Source organism: Thalassolituus sp. ST750PaO-4, from assembly GCF_020320405.1.
GTDB lineage: Bacteria > Pseudomonadota > Gammaproteobacteria > Pseudomonadales > Oceanobacteraceae > Venatoribacter > Venatoribacter alkanivorans.
The window spans coordinates 526,518-551,386 of record NZ_JABVCB010000007.1; the positions used below are offsets into that span (position 1 = coordinate 526,518).

A 24,869-nucleotide genomic window follows, 5' to 3' on the forward strand; every position below is an offset into this window, starting at 1 on the left:
ATCTGAGGAAATAACTATGCAATTTCAAATGCCTGTAACTCTGATCGGCGGTATGTCTTTCCAAACGGATAAGGGCGACCGTATCAACCAACTGTTTGTAATTAACACGGACCCAACTAATTCGATTTACCGGGGTTATGTGCCTGCGAAAATGAGCTGTGACCAAGCGATCGTTGATAGCTTGTCGAATAACCCGGCTGATTATCCGATGAACGTTACGCTGATCGTTCTGAATAAAACGCAAGGCGGTAAAACCGTACAGCACGCGCTTTCAATTGTGCGTGAACCGGCTAAGAAGGCTGGGTAATTAAATGAATTATGTGCTCGTCTGTGATGAACCCATTACGGCGGCGCTTGAATGCTCAAGCGGCTGGAAGGTTACTGCCTATACCCAGTCGTTTGACATCTCAGAACTGTCTCCTGAGACGGCTCTGAGTTACTTCTCGGCGGGGTTTATTCTGCCGGTTGTTCCACTGGCTGCCGCATTGGGCGTGGCGGTCTTACTTAAATCGATTAAGGGGTAATCCTATGGATGCTGCTACTGTTGCCACCATCACTGGTGGTGTTGATTACGCGACCATTGTGAGTGGTATTGGTACGGTTGGCGCGGCTGTTGCGACTGTTTATATCGCACTTCGCGGTGTGAAAATGCTGCTCGCTGCTATCCGTTCCTGACGGGGTGGGGGTTGGATTTATTCAGCCCCCGATTTTTATGCTTGAACTGTATCACTTCTCTTTTTTTGTCTCTGGCCTTGTTACTTGCTTCCTGTTTTTTAACTGGATTCGTTAACGGTCTTTATCTGAATTCTCCTAGTGAGCTTTTGAAATGAAATACCTGTTTTTATTGCTCGCTTTATTCTCTGTTGATGCTTTTTCTGGGTTTGCGGAATCTTGTCCTTTTGGTTATAGAGGGGCTTATCCTCGTTATTTCAATATGACACAGGAAAATTGCGCTATTTCTCTTTCAAGTAGGGTGAATCCTGCTGAGTGTCGTGAGTCGGGCGATCTAGGTAATGCGGGGAGTTGGATTCTTTTTGAAGTATTACCTGAAGACTGCGCTTCTACTCCTTCTGATGATTCAGGAGAAGAAGGCTGTTATGCCGATCAAGATAATCCGACTGGGACGTGTGGCAAGGAACAGCAAGAATGTACATCTGCGTCGGGTAATATTTATTCTTTAGAATCGGATAAAAGGTGTTCTGATTACTGTGAAGGGCCCGGTAAAAATATGGATGGAAAGCTTGGCTCTGGTTCTGTTCATCGATGCAGTGGCGATTATGGCGATCCGAATACCCATGCTGAAAATTCTTGTTTAAGTTATTTATCTCAGAATCCGGGTGGCATGTGTCGCGCTGCATCAGATGATCCTGCGACCTCTGGTGATGAATCAAAAAACTGTTATGAATATTCTGCGGGTGGCTCTGTAGAATTTATTTTCACATCTTGTCGTAACCTCGGTGGGGACGATACAGATAACAATCCCGGCACAGACCCCGGCACAGACCCCGGCACAGACCCCGGCACAGACCCCGGCACAGATCCCGGCACAGATCCCGGCACAGATCCCGGCACAGATCCCGGCACAGACCCCGGCACAGATCCTGGCACAGATCCCGTCGAAGACTGTGCTGATGAGGTTCAGAACTTCCAATGCCCAACAGAGCAAGGCTACAAAGTCATTATTCAGGATGCCGCTACGTGCTCTCTGCTTTGCCAGCCTCCCTCTACTGATCCAACAGATCCTACTGGCCCGGGTACGGGCGGTGGCGACTCAGGCGGCGATTCTGGCGGCGGTGATACAGGTGGTGATGGTGGCGGCACTACTGATCCGACTGATCCGGGAACGGGTGGCGGCGGAGACGGTAACGATCTGACTGGCAATCTACCGGGTAAGGTTGCCACTAAAGGTAAATCCTTTGGTGAAATCGGGGCCACTTTCAGGAATAAGATTTCTCAAGCACCGATTGTTTCTATGGGTGAAGACATTGTCGATATTTTTGATATCGGGTCGGTGTCTTGTCCTCCGTTATCAATTGATCTTCCCAGACCGATTAATCAAACGGTAAGCACTCGTGTTCATTGCACTGTTCTGGATTCTATAAAAAGCATTTTATCTGCCGTGATGCTCATCGTTTATATCGTGATGGGCTTCCGTATTGTTTTCTCTGCATAGGGCGATTCGTTATGGCTGATCCTACATATACACCTGACATTATCGCGACTGATCCGGTACCGGATTCTGAGGTCTGTTCTATCACGGACGTTGGTTGCCTGGCTGATTGGTTTCTGGATCAGGTGGCCGCGCTGGGCCTCTGGTTCTTTGAAAAAATACTGAATGGTCTTGCTGCTGTTGTTGAATCAATTCCCGTGCCGTCATGGGCCAGCAATATCGGTAATCTCCATATTCCTGCAGAAATCGGCTGGTTTGCTGAAGCCTTTCAGCTAAATAACGGTGTGGCGATCTTAGTCAGTGCTTATACCCTGCGCTTTATCATTCGACGTATTCCGGTGATTGGGTAATGAGCATAACCGCTTATGTGGGGCTTCCCGGTCATGGTAAGTCTTATGGTGTCGTTGAAAATGTGATCGTCCCTGCATGTAAGGCGATGCGTACCGTCTTTACCAATATCCCCTGTAATACAGAGCTGTTCTTGGATCGCTTCGGTATTGCTCCCGTTCAGCTGGATGTTGAAGACATCCGCACTAATGAAAATTGGTGGACTGAAGTCTTTGAACCGGGCGCCATTCTTGTTCTGGATGAGTGCTGGCGATTGTGGCCAGCCGGTATGAATGCCAACCGGCTACGGGAAACAGACAAATCGTTCTTTGCTGAACATCGGCATATGGTAGGGGATTCCGGTCACTCAACCGAAATCGTGCTCGTGACTCAGGATTTAAGTCAGATTGCTTCGTTTATGCGCAACCTGATTGAAACAACATTCCGGGTTACCAAGCTTTCTAAAATGGGTACGTCAAAGCTTTATCGTGTTGACGTGTACAGTGGGCCAGTAACCGGGCCCGTTCCTCCTGTCTCCCGTCGTGAGCGGGAAATACCTGGCAAGTTCAGTAAAGATATTTGTGCGCTTTATAAAAGCCATACTAAAAGCGAAGTGGGTGCAGGTAATGAATCCCGCGCAGACGGCCGCTTTAACATTCTGAAGGGTTTTCAGTTCAAACTGATACTTGGCGGCCTGTTTGCTGGTTTATTCGTTGTCTGGCTGACAGCAGGCTCTCTGTTTAACTTTAACGGTGCTAAACCGGTTCCTGAAAAAGCTCAGCCTGTTGTTCCAGCTCCTCAGGCAGCAACTAAAAACCCTGTTCGTGAAAATAGTTACGAACAAAAAAATGATCATTCGGATGACTTCATCAGCCAGGCTGACCGGGTATTTATTGCTTATAACTCCGGCCGCTTCCCGCAAGTTCAGTATTTATTCCGCGTTATTTATGGCGATGGCTACGCCGACTTAACTCTCCCTGATCTGCAGGGGCTGGGTTATCAGGTTCAGCCAGTTGCCCAGTGCTTAGTAAAAATATCCCGCAATAACCAGTTTTACATGGCCGTCTGTGAGCCAGCCCGTAGCGGCAAGCGCGATTTTATTTCTGATTTAACTAATGAGTCTGACTCGTCTGGTGTTCGGGGTTCTGAGGGTGTGTGAGTCAAAGATTGCACTGGATAACCGCAGGGGTAGGCCTCTGGCCGTAGGGGACGCAGTGCCCCTCACTTCCGGGGGTATGGGGGCGGTAGCGCCCCATGTTCACTCAGGCGCAGCCTGGCATGTATTACGGCGCTCTGCCGGCGTGACCAGCGTAGCGCAGTTATGGCGGCAGAGCGCCGCCAATTACGTGCCTGTAACACGTAATTTAAAAGGGGGACGAACTGCCCGGAATGCTGCGGAGTTTCGTCAACGTCATGTTATTGGGGGTTTTTAAATGGCACGTTTTGAAAACAAGAAAATGAAACGCTTTTTTGATCCGCTGACCGGCGCCGATACCTACGAAATGGAAAGGGGCAGTGTTGAATATGATTTGTCCGGACTCCGGTTCCTGCATACCGGCGTGGATACCATCCGCCAGTTGTATAACTGCACCCTGAAGTCTGAAGTGCTGCAGCAGATCGCAAGCCACTACGACACGAAAACCACGGACGTTATTGAAATCGCCGGTATTGAATGGAAATTATCCAGCTCCGGCAAAAAGTCCGGGTATCAATATATCCTGAAAAATTTGGATATCGGCATGGTGGTACTGCTCAAGTCCTTCTACAAAGAAGCCGACCAGCAAGGGCCACACATGAAAATCGAAGTAACGCCCCAGCTGATTGACGAACTGGGCCTTGAACAGCTCACAAACCGCCTGAGAGAGATTGGCCGTACCTTCGGTGACACTCTGGAAGCCTCTGGCATGGCCGTACACCTCTGTGTCGATATGAAAGGGCTGGTACTGCCGGAAGACTTCGAAAGCATGCTTGCGACACGCTCAAAGCGAAACCTGAAGGTAAATGCGATCAGTAACGCCCACTTCGAAGTAGCCGAAGCCTCCTTCGTGTATGGCCGCGGTCAGACGTACCTGTTCGGCAATTCCAGCTCTCTGCAGATGTGTCTCTATAACAAGTCAGAAGAGGCTGTAAAAAGCGACAAGCTGGACTTCTGTGAGTCTCAGTGGCGTGCCACTCCGTCTCTCGACGATCCGTTCACCCCTGAATACAAAGATGGCCGGGACGGCGGGGAAGTGGACACCGTGCACCGCTTAGAATTTCGTGTGCATCACTCGGTGTTAAAAGAGTTTGAAAACGGCAATTACAACCGCTCTGCAAAGTACAACGAAAAAGGGGAAATGATTGAGCCTGGCAAACTGATCTGCATCCGCGAACCACGCGATTTAAAACCCCACCTGCAAGCGCTCTGGGATTACTGCTTAAACAATTTCCGCCTGCATCACAGCTCAACCTATATTCATCCGATCTGGCAGAAACTGATGGAAGACGTGAGCTGGTTCAATGTGCATCCCACATTCATCTATGCCCGTGACCAAAAAAAGTCCGCAGGCGTGGCCGGTCGTCGTAATGTCGCTATGTGGCTCGGTAATCATCTGCGCTTAGCAGCCCGCAAAGGTTTCACCACAAAGCACGTAGTTCAGCACCTGCTGAGTTCGGGGCTTGAATCTGATCTCGCTGACTACTTCGGTTTACTTTATTACGGTCACAGTTCAGAGCTGTTCCTGTGCCTGACGGATTTCGTTGATAAGCGTCTCCGCGATCATCGTCTCAATGGGGTGGCTGCCTGATCCATGATTGACCCGGCACAAACGCGCTTATCTCAGCTTGTAGACCTCTGGTTTAAGGCTCACGGTAAAACCCTGAAGGATGGCAATTATCGCTATTCGCGTATGCTCGCCATTGCTGAGCGCCTGGGTAATCCGTTGTTGTGTGATTTTACGGCCGCTGATTTTTCAGGTTACCGTGTTCGTCGCGTTACTGAAGTTAAGCCGGCAACGGTTAATCATGAGTTGCGCTACATGCGCGCACTGTTTAACGAAATGGATCGCCTCGGTTTTTACGAAATCGATAACCCACTGGGCAAGATCCGGCAGTTCAAAGAACAAGAAAGGGAAATGGGATTTCTGACAAAAGAACAGATCCCGATTTTATTGGATGCATGCGCAGACTCAGAAAACAGGCACTTACTGCCGGTGGTGAAGATCTGCCTCAGTACAGGGGCAAGGTTTGGTGAAGCGGAGTATTTGCTAAGAACTGGGCTGATTGCCGGTGAGCAGCCATCTGTACGTTTCACAGATACAAAGAATGGCAGATCGCGAAGCGTGCCGATAACACCATTTCTTTTTAGTGAAATAAAATTCACCTCTAACCCGCCAACACATCGGAATTTGTTCAACCCATGCCGGACCGCTTTCCGGGGGGCTGCTGAGCGTTCAAAGATTCAATTCCCGGAAGGGCAGATGACCCATATTCTCCGGCACACATTCGCAAGCCATTTCATGATGAACGGCGGCGATATTCTCACGCTGCAAAAAATACTCGGTCACTCTGATCTGAAAATGACCCTGCGCTATGCCCATCTTTCACCTGATTATCTGAATCAGGCGCTCGAGTTTAACCCTCTGGCTAATCTGCTTCTGCCTCAACGGGTGGCGGTGTGCAACATCTTGGATGGTCTGAAGTTTTAGAATTCAGGATTTATGCGGGCTGTAGAGGTGTTTTTTACTGGCACCCCCAGAAAACGAAAAAAGCTAGTAAGTGTTAACCTACTAGCCTTTAGAATTCGTGGTAGCTATGACTGGACTTGAACCAGTGACCCCAGCATTATGAATGCTGTGCTCTAACCAGCTGAGCTACATAGCCACATTGTTACCTGAAAGAAGTGGTTAATGCTTTCTGCATTGCTCCGTTCAAGTGGCGCGTATTATGCCAGCATTCTTTTGCCTGTCAAACATTTTTTTCTGATATTTTTCAAAGAGTTACTAAACCGTGCGAAAGTCCGGGCAGAGGCCCTGTGCTGCTGCAGTCAGGGGTTGCTGTCGCGATTGTTGAGATGGCGCTGAATCGGGCTTTATCTGCGTCTGAGAGCTTCTGATATGTGTTCGGGCGGCGCGGGTCTGGGGTGGCGTCGGGTACGAGGAGGATAAGCATTCCGTGTATGCCGCTTCGGTGCATAAAAGCTCCGGGCATAAAAAAGCCCTGCCGTTTCCGGCAGGGCTCTTTGTTAGCACTTCACTCAGTCAGGGATCAGATGATCCCTTGTTCCTGCAGGTCGGCGATCAGGGAGTCGAGACTTTCCTGATCGGCGGCCAGGCTGACATCGGCGCCATCGGCACCGCCGGCAACCAGAACCACCAGACCTGCGTCTTTCAGAATCTGGGCGTTTTCGTTGCTGGCAATTGCCGCTACGCGTCCCATTTCGAACAGACGACGGTCGAGGCCCTGTACCACCTGTTCAGCATTCACTGCGTTAACGGCAACAATGGCTGGCTTCTGGTTGAAGCGGCGGGCTTTCTCAGCCGCGGTTACCGGCGTGTTGTCGTCCGATGCGCTGGCGGCGCCCACGATCATACCGGCACCAATGGTGACGTTGCTCAGGCGGTCGATGATGATAAAGGCGCCGGTACCCGGAATTTTGCTGTAGCAGTCAAAAGGTACGGCTTTATCCAGCGATACTTCCACCAGGGCGATTTCGTTCAGGTTTACCTGATCGGCCAGGCTCTGTTCCAGTGTGTTTACGTCCACCAGGTGGTGGATTTTGCTCACGGTACCGGCGGTTGAGCTGGAGGCGAATTTCAGGTCGTATGGTTTGCCCGGAATCAACGGGTTCTCGGTCATCCATACGATGTCGGCATTCAGCTTTTTACCCACGGTTGGCAGGTCGTCGAGCTTAACGATAACGTCGCCACGGCTGATGTCGATTTCGTCTTCCAGGGTCAGGGTTACGGCCTGACCGGCGAAGGCTTCTTCGAGGTTGCCGTCGTAGGTCACGATGCTTTCAACCTTGCTGGTTTTCTGCGATGGCAGTGCCATGATGGTGTCGCCCGGCTTAACGATACCGGAGGCAATGGTGCCGCAGAAACCACGGAAGTCGAGGTTCGGACGGTTAACGTACTGTACCGGCAGGCGGAAGTTTTCCAGGTTTTTATCCTTGGCAATTTCCACGCTTTCCAGAATTTCCATCAGCGTCTGGCCGGTGTACCAGGCAGCGCGCGTGCTGCGTTCTACCACGTTGTCGCCGTCGAGGGCGGACATCGGCACAAAGTGAATATCGCTCAGTTCCAGATTCAGGTTTTTGGCGAAGGCGAGGTAGTCTTCGCGGATCTGGTTAAAGCGCTCTTCGCTGAAGTCGAGCAGGTCCATTTTGTTGACCGCAACCACCACGTGCTTGATGCCCAGCAGCGAGGCAATAAAGCTGTGACGTTTGGTCTGGGTCTGCACACCGTAGCGGGCGTCGATCAGAATAATCGCCAGATCACAGGTGGATGCACCGGTGGCCATGTTGCGGGTGTACTGCTCGTGTCCCGGAGTGTCGGCGATGATGAACTTGCGCTTGGCGGTACTGAAGTAGCGGTAGGCTACGTCGATGGTGATGCCTTGCTCACGTTCTGCCTGCAGGCCGTCAACCAGCAGGGCGAGGTCGATTTTCTCGCCGGTGGTGCCGGATTTGGCGCTGTCTTTTTCGATGGCGGCCAGCTGATCTTCATAGATCATTTTCGAGTCGTGCAGCAGACGGCCGATCAGGGTGGATTTGCCATCGTCAACGTTGCCGCAGGTTAAAAAGCGCAGCAGTTCTTTGTTTTCGTGCTGCTTCAGGTACTCAAGAATATCGGCAGCGATCAGATCGGATTGGTGTGACATATCAGAAGTACCCCTCTTGCTTCTTCTTCTCCATCGAACCGGATGAATCGTGGTCGATGGCACGGCCCTGACGCTCAGATGTAGTGGTCAGCAGCATTTCCTGAATAATTTCCGGCAGAGTGTCTGCCTCAGATTCGACGGCGCCGGTCAGCGGGTAGCAGCCCAGGGTACGGAAGCGTACGGATTTCATTTCCGGTACTTCGCCTTCTTTTAATGGCATGCGCTCGTCATCAACCATGATCAGCATGCCGTCACGCTCAACCACCGGACGCTTGGCGGAGTAGTACAGCGGTACGATGTCGATGTTTTCGAGGTAGATGTATTGCCAGATATCCAGCTCGGTCCAGTTAGACAGCGGGAAAACACGGATGCTTTCGCCCTTGTTTACTTTGCCGTTGTAGATGTTCCACAGTTCAGGACGCTGGTTTTTCGGGTCCCAGCGGTGCTTGCTGTCACGGAACGAATACACACGCTCTTTGGCGCGGGATTTTTCTTCATCACGACGGGCACCACCAAAGGCAGCATCAAAGCCGTACTTGTCCAGCGCCTGTTTCAGGCCCTGGGTTTTCATGATGTCAGTGTGCTTGGATGAGCCGTGGGTGAACGGGCCAACGCCTTGTGCCACACCTTCCTGATTGATGTGTACGATCAGATCCATACCCACTTCTTTGGCCATCTTGTCGCGGAACTCGATCATTTCCTTGAATTTCCACGTGGTGTCCACGTGCATCAGCGGAAATGGCGGTTTACCCGGATAAAAGGCTTTACGAGCCAGGTGCAGCATCACCGAAGAGTCTTTGCCGATGGAGTACATCATCACCGGATTGTCGAATTCAGCGGCGACTTCGCGGATGATATGAATACTCTCCGCTTCCAGCTGCTTTAAGTGCGTCAGGTTGTAGTCAGTCATTTTGGTCTGATGGCTCCCAAAAGGTAGGTGTGGGGCAATGTAAATTGCGCGAAATATACCAAGTTGCCTGATATATAAGAAGGTATATTCAATAACATTTAGCTATATGCATATGGTGAAGAAGATGCTTTGGTTTGGGCCGCCCGGCGCCCGCCACGGCAGGCTTCAGCAGTTGCCATATAGTTGCCGGACAGATGAGGAAAAGACGTTATGGCGCAGGAACAGAAAATCACGATTGCAGGCCCGGCCGGAGCACTGGACGCACGCTGGCAGGTGGCGGATCAGAGCCGTCTGGGCGTGCTGATGTGTCACCCGCATCCGCTGTTTCACGGCACGATGGACAACAAGGTGGTTACTACCGTCACGCGCACAGGGGCAGGTCTGGGCTTGCCGACCCTGCGCTTTAATTTTCGCGGAGTCGGTAACAGTGAAGGTGTTCACGATAACGGTGTGGGCGAGCAGGACGATGTGCTGGCGGCGCTGAACTATGTGCGTAACGAGCTGGGCTGGCAAAAGGTGATTCTGGCGGGGTTTTCCTTTGGTGCCGGTATGGCCTGCTTAAGCGCCTGCCGTGCGCCGGAAGGCATTGCGGCGCTTGTGTTGCTGGCGCCGGCGGTGCATCACTTTGATGCTCCTAACCAGCTGCCTTATGAGTTTGAAACCTTTATTTATATGGGCGATGCCGACGAAGTAGTGCCTTTTGATGAAGTCAGCGACTGGGCTGAGCGGGTGGTACCAACGCCACACTATCAGGTGTTCTGTGAGGGCAGCCATTTCTTTCATGGTCGCCTGACCGATCTTAAGGCCAGTCTGCAGGAAGACTGGGCGCCGCTGCTTAAGGCGGCCGGGGTGAGTTGATAGGGGGGCTGACTCAGGCCGGTTTGGCAGGTTTTTCCTGCTGTCCGACCATGGTCAGGATTTGCACTTTTGCCCCTGCTTGGTTAAATTGCGCGCCCTGAATTTCTTCCCGATATCCCACTTCTATAAGGGAGACTGTCTGTGTCTACGCCCTGGGAACTCTATCAAGCCGATCTGCAACGCGATGACTTTTCTTATGATGCCGCGCAGGAAATGGCGGTTAAGCATCTGCAACGTCTGTTTGACGACCTGGTCGCCGCGGAAAACCGCCGTGCGCAACAGGGGCTGTTCGGTAAGCTGGCTGGCAAGCTGAGCAAGAAAAAGCCGGAACCGGAAAAAGGGATTTACTTCTGGGGCGGCGTTGGTCGCGGTAAGACCTATCTGGTCGATACCTTCTACGATGCGCTGCCGTTCAAACGCAAAATGCGTACTCACTTTCACCGTTTTATGCAGCGCGTACACCGCGATCTGACGGCGCTGGCCGGCGAAAAGAACCCGCTGAATATCGTTGCTGACCGCATTGCCGATGAGGCCGCAGTGATCTGCTTTGACGAGTTTTTCGTCTCCGATATCGGCGACGCCATGATTCTCGGCGGCCTGATGCAGGAACTGTTCAACCGTGGTGTTACCCTGGTGGCTACTTCGAACATCGTGCCTGACGGTCTGTACAAAGACGGTCTGCAGCGTGACCGCTTTATTCCGGCAATTAAACTGCTGAATAAATACACCGAAGTGGTGAATGTGGATTCGGGTGTTGATTACCGTCTGCGCACGCTGGAGCAGGCCGAGCTTTACCATTACCCGCTGGACAGTGGTGCAGAAGCCAGTCTGCAGAAAAGTTTCGACAGCCTGATCGCCGACCCGCGTCACGTTAAAACCAACTGCACAGTGGAAATTCTGGGGCGTAAGATTCCGGTTAAAGCACTGTGTGACGATATCGCCTGGTTTGAATTTACCGCATTGTGCGATGGCCCGCGTTCGCAGAACGATTACATCGAATTGGGTAAGCAGTTTCACGCCATTCTGATTTCGAATGTGCCGGTCATGGGCATTAAAAACGACGACCTGGCGCGCCGTTATATCAACCTGATTGATGAGTTTTATGATCGTGGTGTGAAAGTGATTATGTCGGCCGATGCGGCCATTCCGGCAATTTACGGTCAGGGTAAGCTGGAGTTTGAATTCCAGCGCACCACCTCGCGTATGCTGGAAATGCAATCACATGAATACCTGGCGCGCGAACACCGCGCTGAGTAATAGCTGGCCGCACCCGCGGCCTTGCTGTCACGTATAAGTCAGACAAAAAAACGCAGCTGCCGCATTGCCGGGGCTGCGTTTTTTTATGTCTGCTTTCCGGGGAATGAGTATTTTTGCCGCTGTTCAGTATAAAAATTCCATAGATATCTAATTAATTTTTACCCCTGCTCAGGGCGCATGGTGGCTGGCCTGCGGCCTTTTTGCTGCTTCTCCGCTGCGTGCTTTGTCCTGCGCAGATGGGTTGATCCATAGAGAACTAAACTTTAGACTCGTATTGATTGAACGTTCAATCAATGGCGGGAAAGCAGTTGAGTAACGGTTTAAACAGAGCAAATATCGAGGGTTTACGGCGTCAGCAGCTGATTGACGCCACTCTGAAATCCATTGAGTTGTATGGGTTTCAGGGCACGACCATCGTTACCATCAGCAAGCTGGCGGGGATGTCATCCGGCATCATCAGCCACTATTTCGGTGGCAAGCAGGGTGTTATCGAAGCCGCTGTGCGACATCTGCTGGAGCAGCTGAAGCAGGGCTTGTTGCAACAACTGCAGGCCGGTCAGGCGCGCCAGGTATCACCACGCGAGCGCCTGATGATGATTGTCGAAACCAACTTTGCCGGTTTTCAGCGCTCGTCTTCGGCCACCGTTACCTGGCTGGCGTTCTGGGCGAAAGCCATGCATGACCCGGCTCTGGCCCGCTTACAGCGGGTTAACAGCCAGCGCCTGAGCAGCAACCTGTTGTATTCCTTCCGCCAGTTAATCGCTGACCCCATTGCCGCCCGCGATGCGGCGGCGATGACCGCCGCCATGATTGACGGCATGTGGCTGCGCAGCACCCTCAATCTGACTCCTGCAACCGATGAGGCTTTTAACGAAGCCGAGCGTTTGTGCAAAGCCTTTATTGATTCACTGATAGCGACCAGCGGTCGCACCGATGAGATCTGAATCCATGCGACTGATGAATTTTATTGATGGCCAGCCGCTGGCCAATCAAAGCGGTGAAACCTTCGATGTGATTAATCCGGCCACAGCCGAAGTGGCTTATCAGGTGGAGGTCGCCGACGACAGCATTAAAACCGCTGCGCTGGACAGCGCCCAGCGTGGTTTTGAGCAATGGTCGGCAACTCCGGCTATGGAACGCAGCCGTATTTTATTAAAAGCCGTGGCGTTATTGCGTGAGCGTAATGATGAACTGGCCGCCGGCGAAGTACGGGATACCGGTAAACCCTGGCAGGAAGCCTCCGTGGTGGATGTGGTTACCGGTGCCGACTCGATTGAATTTTTTGCCGGTATCGCGCCAGCCATTGAAGGGAATCAGCAGGATTTAGGCGGTGATTTTTATTACACCCGCCGCGAACCGATGGGTATCTGCGCCGGTATCGGCGCGTGGAATTATCCGCTGCAGATTGCCTGCTGGAAATCTGCCCCGGCACTGGCCTGCGGCAATGCGATGATTTTTAAGCCATCGGAAGAAACCCCGTATGGCGCAGTCAAACTGGCGGAAATATTTATTGAAGCCGGTGTGCCTGCCGGTGTGTTTAACGTTGTCCACGGTGCAGCCGAAGTAGGTGCCTGGCTGACGGCCGAAGAACGCATTGCCAAGGTATCTTTTACCGGCGAAGTCGGCACCGGTAAAAAAGTAATGGCTGCTGCGGCTGGCGGTTTAAAAGACGTCACCATGGAACTGGGTGGTAAATCGCCGCTGATTATTTTTGACGATGCTGATCTTGATGATGCGGTATCGGCGGCCATGCTGGCGAATTTTTATACCCAGGGTGAGATCTGCACCAATGGCACACGGGTATTTGTGCATGAAGCGGTATATGACAATTTTATGCAGCGTCTGCTGAAGCGTACCGAAAATAATATTGTGGCGGGTCATCCGATGGACCCGGACGTGAATTTCGGCGCTTTAATTTCCGCCAAACACCAGCAACTGGTTCTGAGTTATATCGACAAAGGCAAAGCCGAAGGTGCGACTCTGGCCAGTGGTGGGTTTGCGCTGGCGCCGGACAGTGCACCGAACGGCTATTTTGTTGCACCCACCATTTTTACCGATTGCCGCGATGATATGACCATCGTGCGCGAAGAGATTTTTGGCCCGGTGATGTCGGTGCTGACTTTCCGCGATGAAGATGAAGTGATTCGTCGCGCCAACGATACCCGTCTGGGTCTGGCAGCCGGTGTCTTTACCCGCGATATCCGCCGTGCTCACCGGGTAATTCATCAGATGCAGGCCGGTATCTGCTGGATTAATACCTATGGTGCCTCACCGGCGGAAATGCCGGTGGGTGGTTACAAATTATCTGGTATCGGTCGTGAAAACGGCGTCGAAACCATTAAGCACTACACCCAGTTAAAAGCGGTGTACGTGGGTATGAATCCACTGGAAAGCCCATTCTGAGGAAATACCCATGAACGAATTTGATTATATTATTGTTGGTGCCGGTTCCGCCGGTTGTGTGCTGGCGAATCGTCTGAGCGAAGATCCTCAGGTATCGGTACTGCTGCTGGAAACCGGTGGTTCGGATAAAAGTATTTTTATTCAGATGCCAACCGCATTATCCATTCCGATGAATACCAAAAAATACGCCTGGCAGTTTGAAACCGAGCCGGAGCCGTATCTCAATGACCGCCGTATGCATTGCCCGCGCGGTAAAGTGTTGGGTGGTTCGTCATCCATTAATGGCATGGTGTATGTGCGTGGTCATGCCCGTGATTTTGATGAGTGGGCAAAAGCGGGGGCTGAAGGCTGGGATTACGCCCATTGTTTACCTTATTTTAAAAAGGCTGAAACCTGGGCTTTTGGTGGTGATGAGTACCGCGGCGACAGCGGACCGTTAGGCGTTAATAACGGCAATAATATGCAAAATCCGCTGTACGGGGCCTTTATTAAAGCCGGGCAGCAGGCTGGCTATGACTTTACCGCCGACTACAACGGTAAGCAGCAGGAAGGTTTCGGCCCGATGCATATGACGGTAAAAAATGGCCTGCGCTGGTCAACCGCCAATGCCTATCTGCGTCCGGCGATGAAACGCAATAATTTAACCGTGATTACCCATGCGCTGGTGCATAAGGTTCTTTTGGACAAGCAGCCGGATGGGTTACGTGCAACCGGTGTGCGCTATGAGCGTAAAGGCAAAATTGAAAATCTGCGTGCACGCAAAGAGGTTATTTTATCAGCCGGTTCCGTAGGTTCGCCGCATATTCTGCAGTTATCCGGTATTGGCCCGCGTGATGTACTGGAGCAGGCCGGTATTGAAGTAAACCATCACTTACCCGGAGTGGGTGAAAACCTGCAGGATCATCTCGAATTTTATTTTCAGTTTAAATGCAAACAGCCTATTACCCTGAACAGCAAGCTGGGGTTGTGGAGTAAGTTTTTAATCGGCAGTCGCTGGCTGTTTACCCGCAAAGGTCTGGGCGCGACCAACCATTTTGAATCCTGTGGCTTTATCCGCTCAAAAGCCGGGGTTGAGTGGCCCGACCTGCAATACCATTTTTTACCCGCAGCAATGCGTTATGACGGCCGTACGGCTTTTGATGGCCATGGTTTTCAGGTGCATATCGGTCATAACAAACCGAAAAGCCGTGGTTATATCCGCGCTGTCAGCGCTGACCCGCACAGTGCACCACGTATTCTGTTTAATTATCTGCAGCACGAAGATGACCGCGAAGGTTTCCGCGATTGCGTAAAGCTGACCCGTGAAATTATTGGTCAGCCGGCATTTGATGCCTATCGCGATGGTGAAATTCAACCGGGTGAGCAGGTGCAGACAGATGAACAGATCGATGAATTTGTGCGCAGCAATGTCGAAAGCGCGTATCACCCATCCTGCTCCTGCAAAATGGGTACTGATGAATCAGCCGTGGTTGATCCCGAAACCCGCGTTCATGGTGTGCAGGGATTGCGCGTGGTGGATTCCTCCGTTTTTCCGACGATTCCCAACGGCAATTTAAATGCCCCCACCATTATGGTGGCCGAGCGTGCAGCGGATTTTATCCGCAGCAGTCTGACAGGCCGCTCACAGATTTTACCTCCCAGTAACGCAGAGGTGGGTATGGAAGCCGACTGGAAAGAAAAACAACGGACTAATCCGCCGGCCTGATCCGGCAAAAAAATGCAGGAGACAAATGATGACTTTACGAACGATTTTATTATCCATGGTACTGGCGGTAACTTCTGCCGCTCAGGCAGAGCAGTGCGATACCGTACGCTTTTCTGATGTTGGCTGGACGGATATTACCGCCACCACCGCTCTGGCTTCCGTGGTGCTGGAAAGTGCAGGCTATCAGACCAGTACGCAGTTACTGTCGGTACCGGTGACGTATAAGTCGCTGGAAAATGGCGATATTGATGTATTTCTGGGCAACTGGATGCCAACCATGGAAGGCGATATTAAAGCCTACCGTGAACGTGGCACGGTCGATACGGTGCGTAAAAACCTGAGCGGTGCCAAGTACACTCTGGCTGTACCTCAGTACGTTTATGATGCCGGAGTAAAAACCTTTGCGGATATCGCTGAATTTTCCGATAAGTTCGATAAAAAAATCTACGGTATTGAGCCGGGTAATGATGGTAACCGTCTGATTCAGGAGATGATTGATCAGAACGCTTTTGGCCTGAAAGGCTTTGAAGTGGTGGAGTCGAGCGAAGCCGGTATGTTGTCACAGGTTAAGCGTAAAACCCGTCGTGATAAGTGGATTGTTTTCCTTGGCTGGGAGCCACATCCGATGAACAGCAACTTCGATCTGGCGTATCTGGAAGGCGGTGATGATTTCTTTGGCCCGGATCTGGGCGGCGCGTCGGTATTTACCAATACCCGTAAAGACTATGTTGGTCAGTGCGCGGAAATCGGTAAATTTCTCAACAACCTGAGCTTTACCCTGGAAATGGAAAATCAGGTGATGGCGGCCATTCTTGATGACGGTAAAAAACCCAAAGCAGCAGCCACACAATGGCTGAAAAATAACCCTGACGTCCTGAACGTCTGGCTGAAAGACGTTAAAGCCGCTGACGGATCGCCGGCTTTAACTAAGGCACAGGCTGCTTTCCGCTAAGTATCCATAAACGCAGGAAGTTAGGGCCTGTTAACACTAAGTGAATCGAGCCTGCTGAGAGCCAGTTTTTCTCAGAACAAGGAGAGAGGAGTGATATTAGCGGGCTAAATGAATGACGAACGACGATGTTAATGGGGAAAACTGGCCTCAGCCCGAAGGGTTATGGCTAAAAATCCCTCATCCTGCGTTGCTGTTCGCTCGCTGAACCCGTTAGGCCACACTCTCAGCGCCTTGCCTGAGAAATTTTTAGCCGATAACAGGCCTGTTTAATTAGTGTTAACAGGCCCTAGTGCACATTCTGCACTGACTTCTGCTCAGATTTCTGTTTTGTTTCTTTATAACTATGTGAGTCTTATGGATAGTTTTAAAATTCCACTCGGTGAATATATCGAGCTGTTTTTCGACTGGTTGGTGGACAACACCTCCGGTTTCTTTGATGCCATGGCCGAATCACTGGAATGGCTGATTAATTCCAGTACTGATGCGCTTACCTGGATGCATCCGGGCGCCTTTATTGTGGTTCTGGCACTGTTTGCGTTCTGGCTGCACCGCTCTGTGGGATTGGTATTGTATGCCGTTGCGTCGTTATTGCTGATCTGGAACCTGGGGTACTGGGTCGAAACCATGCAGACCTTGTCATTGGTGCTGTATGCCACGCTGTTTTGTATTTTATTAGGTCTGCCTATCGGTATATATGCGGCGCATCATCCGCGTTTATACACCGTCTTACGGCCGGTGCTGGATCTGATGCAAACCGTTCCGCCATTTGTGTATTTAATTCCAACCCTGACATTGTTTGGTCTGGGTGTTGTACCGGGCCTGATTTCCACCATTATTTTTGCCATAGCCGCGCCGGTGCGTCTGACCTATCTGGGTATTTCTGAAGTACCGAAAGAAATGGTTGAGGCTGGTCAATCCTTTGGTGCCACGCGCTCACAGTTGTTATGGCGTATCGAACTGCCGGCGGCGGCGGCTAATATTGCTGCCGGTGTGACGCAGTGCATTATGTTGTCGCTGTCGATGGTGGTAATTGCCGCCCTGGTCGGCGCCGATGGTTTGGGTAAGCCTGTGGTCCGGGCGCTGAACACGGTAGATATTGCCAGCGGTTTTGAAGCGGGACTGGCCATTGTTCTGTTGGCGATTTTACTCGATCGTCTGTGCAAACAACGGGAACAGGTGAGCTGATATGATCGAAATTAAACATCTTGATGTGGTCTTCGGCCCACAACCCCAGCAGGCGCTGGCATTACTTGATCAGGGACTGGATCGTGAACAGGTACGTGCCCAAAGTGGTTCTTTGATTGCCGTTAAAGATGCATCACTGACGGTAAAACGCGGTGAAATCTGTGTACTGATGGGCCTTTCTGGCTCTGGTAAATCCAGCCTGTTGCGTTGTATTAATGGCCTTAATCCGGTTGCCCGTGGGGCGGTAAATATTGAGCATGACGGTGAAATGCTCGACTTTGCCAGCGCCGATGCACAAACCCAGCGCGATATCCGTATGCGCCGGATTTCTATGGTGTTTCAGAAGTTTGCATTAATGCCCTGGCTGACGGTGGAGCAGAATGTTGCGATGCCACTGGAATTACAGGGCTTGCCGAAAGCTGAAATCAAACGCCGGGTCAGTGAGCAGCTGGAAGTCGTTGGCCTGGCTGAATGGCGAAAGCTTAAACCGGGTAAGTTATCCGGCGGTATGCAGCAGCGGGTTGGTCTGGCCCGGGCATTGGCGGTTGAGTCCGATATTTTATTAATGGATGAGCCGTTTTCTGCCCTCGACCCGCTGATCCGGACTCAGCTGCAGGATGAGTTGTTGCAGCTGCAGGAAAAACTGAAGAAGACCATTATTTTTGTCAGTCACGATCTTGATGAAGCGCTGAAACTCGGCAGCCATATCGCCATTATGAAAGACGGTGAAATTGTGCAGCATGGTAAACCGGAAAGCATTGTGCTCAATCCGGCGAACGATTATGTGCGTGATTTTGTTGCCCATACCAATCCGCTGAATGTATTGCGTGCAGTATCAATAATGCGTGAGCTGAGTGATATGGCGCAGCAGGAACGGGGCTATTGTCTGAGCAAACGCCATGATTATTGGCTTAGCCCCGATGGTAATCAGGTACAGGTAAAAGATCAGGTCTATGCTGTACAGTGTTGGCAGCAGGGTGATGATATCAGCGCGCTGCAGCAAATCCCCACCCGTGTGGGGCCGCGCACAGCCATGCGTGATGTGATGGAAATCCGTTACCACACAGGCCACTCGGTTCTGGTAGGTGATGAACAGGGGGTGCAGGGCGTTGTCGGTGACCGCGAGCTGTACCATACGTTGTTGGGAAAAATGATGTCCGACGACTAGTATCAACTTTAGGTTGATGCCGTAATTTGGCCGGGCAAACAGGCGGTAAGCTCTGTCTGTTCTGGCCAGATATCCACGGGAAACCCTGAGTTTTCCGGGATTCATTCATAATAAGGAAGGAGAGAGTCTTTTGAAAAAAGTACACTTATCCCTGGCCATTGCGGCCATCAGTGCAAGTGCGGTGCCTGCTGTTGCATCGGAATCGATCAGCGGTGGCTTCTGGCTGAATCATGCGCTTTATAACGATAACGTTGATGAAGTGTCTTATGGTGATACCAACTACGAAGCGCTGATTCTGTATATCGATAAAACCGATGAAAAAACCGGCTGGCAGTTCTCCTCAGAAATGCGTTATGGCACCGGTGCTTTCACCGATCCGGCGAATAACAATACCGGTGCTCATTTCGGTTTCCATAAAGCCTGGGTGGGTAAAACCTTTGGCAAGGGTGAGCTGAAAATCGGTAAATCTCAGGTACCTTTTGGTTGGGCAACCGTTAACTTCTGGCCTGGCGATGAGTTGCTGGGTGGTTATGCCGACCAGATGGATGTCGGTGTTAAATGGAGTGCCGATCTGGGTGCGGTTAACTACGACGTTGCTTACTTCCACGTTGATGACTTTGGTTCCAGCACCGAAACCATGGATGACGGTGGTCACTGGGGTAGCGAATTGGGCAGCCCAGCCACTTACCAGAAAACGCAGACCTTTGTGCTGAACGGTGCATATGATCTGGCTGATAAGCAAAAAGTCGGTGCCTCTTACCAGAACGGTAAATTACGTGATCTGACCGGTGCTAACGCTGAGCGTCCGTATGTTGGTGAGCATAATGCCGCGGTTGTGTATTACGAAGGTGAGTTCAGCAATTTAGGTGTTAAAGCTCTGTATATGATCACCGAACGTGATCTGAACGGTATTGGCGGTGCAAGCGGTTTACCTAAGGTTAAAAACGACCGTAAAGCTGTAACGCTGACCTACAGCATGGGTGATTACCTGTTTTATGTGGATTACACCAATGCTGAATCGAATACCAAGGGTAATACCGTTGGCTCCGCCGACAGCTGGGCGCCGGGTGTGAGCTATAACTATGGCCCGGGCTGGTTCTACCTTGAATACGTATCCAATGATGGTGATATCGGTAAAGACGGCGAAGTGGACGACGGCGACTACGATGCACTGTACCTGACCATGGATTATTATTTCTGATTAAACAGACGTAATAAGACCATAAAAAAACCGCAGCTCAGGCTGCGGTTTTTTTATGGCGTCAGGTTATGTTTTATGAGACCACGTTGTGCTCTCGGCCTCAGCGTTTTAACGCCAGCAGGCCGAATTTTTTACTCAGAATTTTGTCGAGCAGAGGCAGTGGAATCCAGCGTTTCATAAAGGGCAGTGCGCGGCTGCCATTGCCGATACGGATTACCGGATCCGGTTGGCTCAGTAACTGTGCCATTAATTCGCGGGCAAAATCCGCTGCCGGAGTCGGGTTGTCCTGTGAGGCAGTCGCCCGTGCCTGAATCTGTTTTTTCAGCGGTGCGTAAAGTGAACCGGGTTGAATCAGATCGCCCAGATTGGCCAGAGAGTTATCACCGAATTTTGACTGAATCGCACCAGGCTGAACGGTAATAACCTGAATATTAAACGGCGCCAGCTCCATGCGCAGGGCATCGGATAAGGCATGCAGAGCGGCTTTGGTGGCGCAGTAGGCACCGGAAAACGGTGTGGTCAGAATGCCGGAAACCGAACCGATGTTGACCACCTGAGCCGGATGTTTTTCACTCTGGCCGGCCTGTAATAACGGCAATAAGGCTTTGGTCAGCGCAATGGGCGCAAATACGTTGGTGGCAAACTGCTGTTGCAGCGATTCGCTGCTGAGCTCGGCCACCGGCCCCATAGCGGCGTAACCGGCGTTATTAATCAGGCAGTTCAGGTGGCCTGAGCGTTCACGGATAAGTTCAGCCGCCTGCTGAACATCCGCCGCATTGTTCACATCCATCTGCAGGGGAATTAAATGGGTGCTGGTCAGGTTATGCAGACTGTCGGTATTGCGCGCGGCGGCATACACCAGATAACCATGACGCAGAAATTCTTCGGTCAGGGCGCGGCCAATACCTGAAGAGCAGCCGGTAATCAGAACGGTTTTATTATTCATGGGCATATTGGCAATCTTTTAATTGTTATCGGTCAGGGTGCCACAATCCTGTGACAGGATTGTGGATGGCCTTTTTATTTTCTGTTTCTGTAGCGTGTTTGTTGCATCTTATAAATCCGGGATGCGTTGCACCTTATAAGTCCAGGATGCGTTGCACCTTATAAATCCGGGATGCGCTGCATCCAGGGCTGCGCCTGTTCCAGCTGTTGGGCCAGCTGCAGCAGGGTGTTCTCATCGCCCATTGGCGCAATAAACTGCGAGCCCAGTGGCAGGTTATTCGCCGTCCAGTATAACGGCACCGACATCGCCGGCAGGCCGGTCAGGTTGGCGAGCTGGGTAAAGGGCAGTTTCTCCAGATTATCCAGTGCCATCTGTTTCACCATACCGCTTTTCAGCAGTAACTTATGCAGACCAAAGGCATTGATCACTTTCATGGCTATTGCTTCCCATGCCGGTGGCTCAAAGCTGCCAATCGGCACCGGCTCAGAGCCGAGAGTCGGGGTTAATAATACATCGTAGCGCTGATGAAACAGGTGCATGGTCTGGGCAAAGTCATTCCAGCGGCGTTTGGCCTGCACGAAATCTCCGGCGGAGATGGTTTTACCGAGGAAGCCAAGCACCTTGGTGGCGTCTTCCACATCCAGATTGCTGATGCGGCTGCCCAGCTGCTGCGCCATAAATTCAAGGTCGGCCGCAACATGGCCGAAATACATGGTCAGGTAACTGTCGGCCAGCGCTTCGCCATCCAGACGGATGTCAACCGGCTCCACCTCGTGGCCGAGTTGCTCCAGCAATTTTACGCTGTGCTCAACGGCGGCAACGGCCTCAGCGCTGACCGGGCGGCCGATAAAGGAGGTACTGGTATAACCGATACGCAGTTTGCGCAGCGGCTGGTTCAGGCATTCGAGATAATTATTACGGCTGCGCAGCGGGTAGGGGCTGGAGCCATCGGGGCCTGCGATCACATCCAGCATGGCGGCGCTGTCACGCACACTGCGGGTGAGTACATGCTCGGTCGCCGCACCGTCCCAGAACTCCTGCGCATAGGGACCGGTCGGCACCCGGCCACGGCTTGGCTTGAGGCCAAACAGACCACAGCAGGCGGCAGGAATGCGGATAGAACCGCCGCCATCACCACCGGAGGCCATCGGCACAATGCCGGCGGCAATAGCTGCGGCCGAACCACCACTGGAGCCGCCGGGGGTGTGATTCAGATTCCAGGGATTGCGCGCCGGGCCAAAGGCCTTGGGTTCGGTGACGCCCATCAGCCCCAGTTCCGGCGTGTTGGTTTTACCAAAAAACACCAGACCGCTGCGTCTGAAACGGCTGGCCAGTTCACTGTCGCGTGGTGAAATACGGCCTTTTAATGCATTGCTGCCGTTGCTCAGCGGTGTACCTTCGACCGCACAGAGCAGGTCTTTCAGTAAGAAAGGGACGCCGGAAAAAGGGCCATCGGGTAAGCCGGCATTAATTTGTGCGCGGCCGTAATCGTACAGGGGGGTAATAATGGCGTTGATTTTGGGGTTGACCGCTTCGGCCCGGGTAATGGCCAGATCCAGCAGTTCGCTGGCGGAAGTCTCACCGCGCCGTACCAGATCGGCCAGCCCCATCGCGTCATGCTGGCGGTAATCAAAAGGGGCTGCGTGGACGGCTTCAGCCTGTTCCGTGGCTGGATTACTGACGGTATCGGCGCTTGGCGTTTCCATAGTCTGACCTGCTGATGTTTTTCTTATTGAGGGCCTCTTTATATCAGCCCTTGGCGGTAACGGCCAATGCCGCCGGTGTCAGGTTATGGGGGTTGAATGTCAGAACGCAGGCGCTGAGTGTCAGGCTTCTGGTGTCAGAGGCTGCAGTTGCAGGGCAGGGTCGATCAGCAGGGCATGAACGTCCTGTTCCTGCAGCCAGTCAACGGCAGCGGCTTCACGCAGCATGGCAATGCTGGATAAGGTGCCGGCCAGCAGGCAGGACGGAGCCAGCACCGTCACCGAGGCCCAGTGGCTGACCGGCCAGCCGGATTGTGGGTTTAACAGGTGGCAGTAACGGCGGCCATCCAGCTCAAAATAGCGCTCGTAATCGCCACTGGTGGCCATGCCGCCGCGATAAACCGGAAGTTGCGCAATGGCCTGCTGCGGCTTGCGTGGATGGCGCACACCCAGCAGCCAGGGCTCTTCTCCCTGTGCGCTGATTTTCGGGCCGAGAATGTGCAGGTCGCCGCCGAGATCGATAATTCCCTGATGCACGCCGGCATTGCGGGCAATGGCAGCGGCACAGTCGGCGGCGTACTCCTTGCCGATTCCGCCGAAGTCCAGCTCCATATCGGCGGGCATCCGCAGTTCGTTATCGTTCAGGGTCAGCCGGCCAAGGCCAATGCGTGGCAACAGGCGCTGCAGAGTGGCGCTGTCGGGCAGGGCGGGATGACGGAAGTTCCAGACGCTGCGCAGAATGCCGGAGCTGATATCAAACAGGCCGTCGCTCTGTTCAAAACAGACCCGGGCGTAATTCAGCAGCCAGGCGGTTTCGGCATCGATAACGCTGGCTTGCCCTGCATGCTCGTTCAGACGGGACAGTACGCTGTCGTGATGGTAGCGGCTGTATTTCTGCTCAATGCGGCGCACTTCCTCTTCCATCTGCTGCGCCAGTGTATGAATACCGGACAGGTCGGGCAGATGAAAGCAGCAGGGCGACGCCATGGCGGTAAACTCATGGCGGTACAGGGTTACAGCTTCAGTAGCGGTATTCAATGCCAAGACTCAGGATACTGTAATCGACCAGTGCCGGGGTTTCGTTATTGGTGGTCTGTACCAGGGCGAAATCTTCCGATGACAGGTATTGCTGCCAGTCGATACTGAGCGTCCATTGCTGATACAGAATGCGGCTTTCTAAGCCATAGCTGAAGGCACCATAAGACGATAAACGCGCATCGGAGCTGTTCAGCTGATCATCCGGCGGATTCTGTTCGAGGCTGTAAAAATCGGCCTGGGTCTGGCGGTAGTAGCGCATCATCGGGATAAAGCGGAACGAAAACGGCGCCAGGCTGACGCTCTGTGCCCAGCGTGCAGTCAGGGTGTGCGAGCGAATGCCCCAGTCATCGCTGTAGTAGCGGTAATCGCCATGCAGGGCTGCGCCATCCCACAACGGAAAAAAGTGCCGGTACTGACCACTGAAGGTCAGCTGTCCACGCCGGTCGGGGCGGCGGTCTTCAAGTTTATACGGGTCGGACAGGTAGCCGGACAGCTGGGTGTAGCCGATGCCAACCTGTACCACGCGGTTTTTATCAATAACCTGCGAGACACCTTCGTAAATGGAGACACTGCGCTTACCACGGCCATCGGCAGGTTTTCGTGTCGCGTAAGAATCGGTATCCGTGGGGGATAATTCATCCAGTGACATACTCACCGAGCCGAGCAGGGTGGTGTGTTTATTAAACAACTCCAGCGAACCATCGGCACCGAGAGCAACAGACTGGTAATCGTTTTCCTGCGACAGGGCCAGACTGGTTCCCAGCGTGCCGTCGAGCTGGCCGTTCAGAGCGCCACTGAAATAGCGTTTGGGAGCGATTTTCAGGTCGTAACGGGTCTCGTTAATGGTACCGCTGGCACCGCTCATCAGCATCAGGCTTTTGCCTTCCGTCGTGCGGTAGGTTTGCATGGGGGAAGCACCGCTCAGGGTTTCGTACTGAAACTCGCTGTTCAGATACCAGTCATCGCCTAATGGCCGTCCATAGCGAAACTGGTGAATATCGATGCTGTAGCGTTCGGTGATCGGAGTGAACGTACGCTCGCGTGGAGCATCTGCTTCCTGATACTGACTGAAGCGGTACGCCATCACCTGTTCGGTTGGCGCGCTTTCCGCCTGAACCGGCAGAGTCGCCGCGGCCGCTGCCAGAGCGGCCAGAGAATTGAGTGTGTGTTTGCTCATAACATATCGG

Annotated in this window: 23 protein-coding genes and 1 tRNA gene; 17 read left to right on the plus strand and 7 right to left on the minus strand. The window is 52.4% G+C overall.

What is annotated here, in order from left to right:
* Nucleotides 1-16: 16 nt before the first annotated feature.
* From HUF18_RS08195 to HUF18_RS08230, 8 genes are all read left to right on the plus strand, one after another.
* Nucleotides 17-307, plus strand: a complete 291-nt coding sequence (locus HUF18_RS08195) for a hypothetical protein (RefSeq protein WP_225691814.1) — start codon at nucleotides 17-19, stop codon at nucleotides 305-307.
* 4 nt (nucleotides 308-311) lie between these two features.
* Nucleotides 312-524, plus strand: a complete 213-nt coding sequence (locus HUF18_RS08200) for a hypothetical protein (RefSeq protein ID WP_225691815.1) — start codon at nucleotides 312-314, stop codon at nucleotides 522-524.
* A gap of 4 nt (nucleotides 525-528) precedes the next feature.
* Complete coding sequence (locus HUF18_RS08205; protein WP_225691816.1) at nucleotides 529-675, plus strand: hypothetical protein; 147 nt, start codon at nucleotides 529-531, stop codon at nucleotides 673-675.
* A 151-nt stretch (nucleotides 676-826) separates the two neighbouring features.
* Nucleotides 827-2,173, plus strand: coding sequence for a hypothetical protein (locus HUF18_RS08210; RefSeq protein ID WP_225691817.1), 1,347 nt, complete (start codon nucleotides 827-829; stop codon nucleotides 2,171-2,173).
* 11 nt (nucleotides 2,174-2,184) lie between these two features.
* Nucleotides 2,185-2,520 carry a hypothetical protein gene (locus HUF18_RS08215; RefSeq protein WP_225691818.1) on the plus strand — a complete coding sequence of 112 codons (336 nt, stop codon included), beginning with the start codon at nucleotides 2,185-2,187 and terminating at the stop codon, nucleotides 2,518-2,520.
* Nucleotides 2,520-3,656: a zonular occludens toxin domain-containing protein gene (locus tag HUF18_RS08220; protein ID WP_225691819.1), complete on the plus strand. Its 1,137-nt coding sequence runs from the start codon at nucleotides 2,520-2,522 to the stop codon at nucleotides 3,654-3,656. The genes HUF18_RS08215 and HUF18_RS08220 overlap by 1 nt, the downstream gene beginning before the upstream one ends.
* Before the next feature lie 274 nt (nucleotides 3,657-3,930).
* A complete protein-coding gene (locus HUF18_RS08225; RefSeq protein WP_225691820.1) occupies nucleotides 3,931-5,283 on the plus strand; it encodes a hypothetical protein in 1,353 nt (450 codons plus the stop codon).
* Between the two features lie 3 nt (nucleotides 5,284-5,286).
* Nucleotides 5,287-6,183 (plus strand): phage integrase, encoded by an 897-nt coding sequence (locus HUF18_RS08230; protein WP_225691821.1) that lies wholly within the window; start codon nucleotides 5,287-5,289, stop codon nucleotides 6,181-6,183.
* Between the two features lie 98 nt (nucleotides 6,184-6,281).
* Here the strand turns inward: HUF18_RS08230 and HUF18_RS08235 are convergent.
* From HUF18_RS08235 to cysD, 3 genes are all read right to left on the minus strand, one after another.
* A tRNA-Met gene (locus HUF18_RS08235) sits at nucleotides 6,282-6,358 on the minus strand.
* A gap of 384 nt (nucleotides 6,359-6,742) precedes the next feature.
* Nucleotides 6,743-8,356, minus strand: a complete 1,614-nt coding sequence (gene cysN, locus HUF18_RS08240) for a sulfate adenylyltransferase subunit CysN (RefSeq protein ID WP_225691822.1) — start codon at nucleotides 8,354-8,356, stop codon at nucleotides 6,743-6,745.
* Between the two features lies 1 nt (nucleotide 8,357).
* Nucleotides 8,358-9,266: a sulfate adenylyltransferase subunit CysD gene (cysD, locus tag HUF18_RS08245; protein ID WP_145470980.1), complete on the minus strand. Its 909-nt coding sequence runs from the start codon at nucleotides 9,264-9,266 to the stop codon at nucleotides 8,358-8,360.
* 210 nt (nucleotides 9,267-9,476) lie between these two features.
* On the opposite strand from cysD, the gene HUF18_RS08250 reads away from it, so the two are divergent.
* The 9 genes from HUF18_RS08250 (at nucleotide 9,477) to HUF18_RS08290 (ending at nucleotide 19,995) form a co-directional block, all read left to right on the plus strand.
* Nucleotides 9,477-10,124: an alpha/beta hydrolase gene (locus tag HUF18_RS08250; protein ID WP_225691823.1), complete on the plus strand. Its 648-nt coding sequence runs from the start codon at nucleotides 9,477-9,479 to the stop codon at nucleotides 10,122-10,124.
* 141 nt (nucleotides 10,125-10,265) lie between these two features.
* Nucleotides 10,266-11,381: a cell division protein ZapE gene (zapE, locus tag HUF18_RS08255; RefSeq protein ID WP_225691824.1), complete on the plus strand. Its 1,116-nt coding sequence runs from the start codon at nucleotides 10,266-10,268 to the stop codon at nucleotides 11,379-11,381.
* A gap of 308 nt (nucleotides 11,382-11,689) precedes the next feature.
* On the plus strand, nucleotides 11,690-12,325 hold the full coding sequence (betI, locus tag HUF18_RS08260; protein ID WP_225691825.1) for a transcriptional regulator BetI: 636 nt from the start codon (nucleotides 11,690-11,692) through the stop codon (nucleotides 12,323-12,325).
* On the plus strand, nucleotides 12,315-13,784 hold the full coding sequence (gene betB, locus HUF18_RS08265) for a betaine-aldehyde dehydrogenase (RefSeq protein ID WP_225691826.1): 1,470 nt from the start codon (nucleotides 12,315-12,317) through the stop codon (nucleotides 13,782-13,784). Before betI ends, betB begins: the two co-directional genes overlap by 11 nt.
* A gap of 10 nt (nucleotides 13,785-13,794) precedes the next feature.
* On the plus strand, nucleotides 13,795-15,489 hold the full coding sequence (gene betA, locus HUF18_RS08270) for a choline dehydrogenase (protein WP_225691827.1): 1,695 nt from the start codon (nucleotides 13,795-13,797) through the stop codon (nucleotides 15,487-15,489).
* A 25-nt stretch (nucleotides 15,490-15,514) separates the two neighbouring features.
* On the plus strand, nucleotides 15,515-16,441 hold the full coding sequence (locus HUF18_RS08275) for a choline ABC transporter substrate-binding protein (RefSeq protein ID WP_225691828.1): 927 nt from the start codon (nucleotides 15,515-15,517) through the stop codon (nucleotides 16,439-16,441).
* Nucleotides 16,442-16,786: 345 nt separating this feature from the next.
* Entirely contained in the window at nucleotides 16,787-17,626 is an 840-nt protein-coding gene (choW, locus tag HUF18_RS08280) for a choline ABC transporter permease subunit (RefSeq protein ID WP_444875583.1), read from the plus strand.
* A gap of 1 nt (nucleotide 17,627) precedes the next feature.
* On the plus strand, nucleotides 17,628-18,794 hold the full coding sequence (gene choV / locus HUF18_RS08285; RefSeq protein WP_225691829.1) for a choline ABC transporter ATP-binding protein: 1,167 nt from the start codon (nucleotides 17,628-17,630) through the stop codon (nucleotides 18,792-18,794).
* 130 nt (nucleotides 18,795-18,924) lie between these two features.
* Nucleotides 18,925-19,995 carry a porin gene (locus HUF18_RS08290; protein ID WP_225691830.1) on the plus strand — a complete coding sequence of 357 codons (1,071 nt, stop codon included), beginning with the start codon at nucleotides 18,925-18,927 and terminating at the stop codon, nucleotides 19,993-19,995.
* Between the two features lie 100 nt (nucleotides 19,996-20,095).
* Here the strand turns inward: HUF18_RS08290 and HUF18_RS08295 are convergent, their stop codons facing one another.
* The 4 genes from HUF18_RS08295 to HUF18_RS08310 all read right to left on the minus strand — a co-directional run bounded on the left by HUF18_RS08295 (nucleotide 20,096) and on the right by HUF18_RS08310 (nucleotide 24,859).
* Entirely contained in the window at nucleotides 20,096-20,941 is an 846-nt protein-coding gene (locus HUF18_RS08295; RefSeq protein ID WP_225691831.1) for an SDR family oxidoreductase, read from the minus strand.
* A gap of 158 nt (nucleotides 20,942-21,099) precedes the next feature.
* Nucleotides 21,100-22,647 carry an amidase gene (locus tag HUF18_RS08300; RefSeq protein WP_225691832.1) on the minus strand — a complete coding sequence of 516 codons (1,548 nt, stop codon included), beginning with the start codon at nucleotides 22,645-22,647 and terminating at the stop codon, nucleotides 21,100-21,102.
* Nucleotides 22,648-22,767: 120 nt separating this feature from the next.
* Nucleotides 22,768-23,682, minus strand: a complete 915-nt coding sequence (locus HUF18_RS08305; RefSeq protein WP_225691833.1) for an FAD:protein FMN transferase — start codon at nucleotides 23,680-23,682, stop codon at nucleotides 22,768-22,770.
* Complete coding sequence (locus HUF18_RS08310) at nucleotides 23,666-24,859, minus strand: DUF3570 domain-containing protein (RefSeq protein ID WP_225691834.1); 1,194 nt, start codon at nucleotides 24,857-24,859, stop codon at nucleotides 23,666-23,668. The genes HUF18_RS08305 and HUF18_RS08310 overlap by 17 nt, the downstream gene beginning before the upstream one ends.
* Nucleotides 24,860-24,869: the final 10 nt, after the last annotated feature.

Bases quoted from the DNA above. Each gene is read 5' to 3' on its own strand.
- HUF18_RS08295 (WP_225691831.1), bottom strand. From the start codon at position 20,941: ATGAATAATAAAACCGTTCTGATTACCGGCTGCTCTTCAGGTATTGGC.
- betA (WP_225691827.1), top strand. From the start codon at position 13,795: ATGAACGAATTTGATTATATTATTGTTGGTGCCGGTTCCGCCGGTTGT.
- HUF18_RS08310 (WP_225691834.1), bottom strand. From the start codon at position 24,859: ATGAGCAAACACACACTCAATTCTCTGGCCGCTCTGGCAGCGGCCGCG.
- HUF18_RS08210 (WP_225691817.1), top strand. From the start codon at position 827: ATGAAATACCTGTTTTTATTGCTCGCTTTATTCTCTGTTGATGCTTTT.
- HUF18_RS08275 (WP_225691828.1), top strand. From the start codon at position 15,515: ATGATGACTTTACGAACGATTTTATTATCCATGGTACTGGCGGTAACT.
- HUF18_RS08250 (WP_225691823.1), top strand. From the start codon at position 9,477: ATGGCGCAGGAACAGAAAATCACGATTGCAGGCCCGGCCGGAGCACTG.
- HUF18_RS08205 (WP_225691816.1), top strand. From the start codon at position 529: ATGGATGCTGCTACTGTTGCCACCATCACTGGTGGTGTTGATTACGCG.
- HUF18_RS08215 (WP_225691818.1), top strand. From the start codon at position 2,185: ATGGCTGATCCTACATATACACCTGACATTATCGCGACTGATCCGGTA.
- HUF18_RS08220 (WP_225691819.1), top strand. From the start codon at position 2,520: ATGAGCATAACCGCTTATGTGGGGCTTCCCGGTCATGGTAAGTCTTAT.
- HUF18_RS08230 (WP_225691821.1), top strand. From the start codon at position 5,287: ATGATTGACCCGGCACAAACGCGCTTATCTCAGCTTGTAGACCTCTGG.
- cysD (WP_145470980.1), bottom strand. From the start codon at position 9,266: ATGACTGACTACAACCTGACGCACTTAAAGCAGCTGGAAGCGGAGAGT.
- betB (WP_225691826.1), top strand. From the start codon at position 12,315: ATGAGATCTGAATCCATGCGACTGATGAATTTTATTGATGGCCAGCCG.
- cysN (WP_225691822.1), bottom strand. From the start codon at position 8,356: ATGTCACACCAATCCGATCTGATCGCTGCCGATATTCTTGAGTACCTG.
- HUF18_RS08200 (WP_225691815.1), top strand. From the start codon at position 312: ATGAATTATGTGCTCGTCTGTGATGAACCCATTACGGCGGCGCTTGAA.
- HUF18_RS08225 (WP_225691820.1), top strand. From the start codon at position 3,931: ATGGCACGTTTTGAAAACAAGAAAATGAAACGCTTTTTTGATCCGCTG.
- HUF18_RS08300 (WP_225691832.1), bottom strand. From the start codon at position 22,647: ATGGAAACGCCAAGCGCCGATACCGTCAGTAATCCAGCCACGGAACAG.
- HUF18_RS08195 (WP_225691814.1), top strand. From the start codon at position 17: ATGCAATTTCAAATGCCTGTAACTCTGATCGGCGGTATGTCTTTCCAA.
- choV (WP_225691829.1), top strand. From the start codon at position 17,628: ATGATCGAAATTAAACATCTTGATGTGGTCTTCGGCCCACAACCCCAG.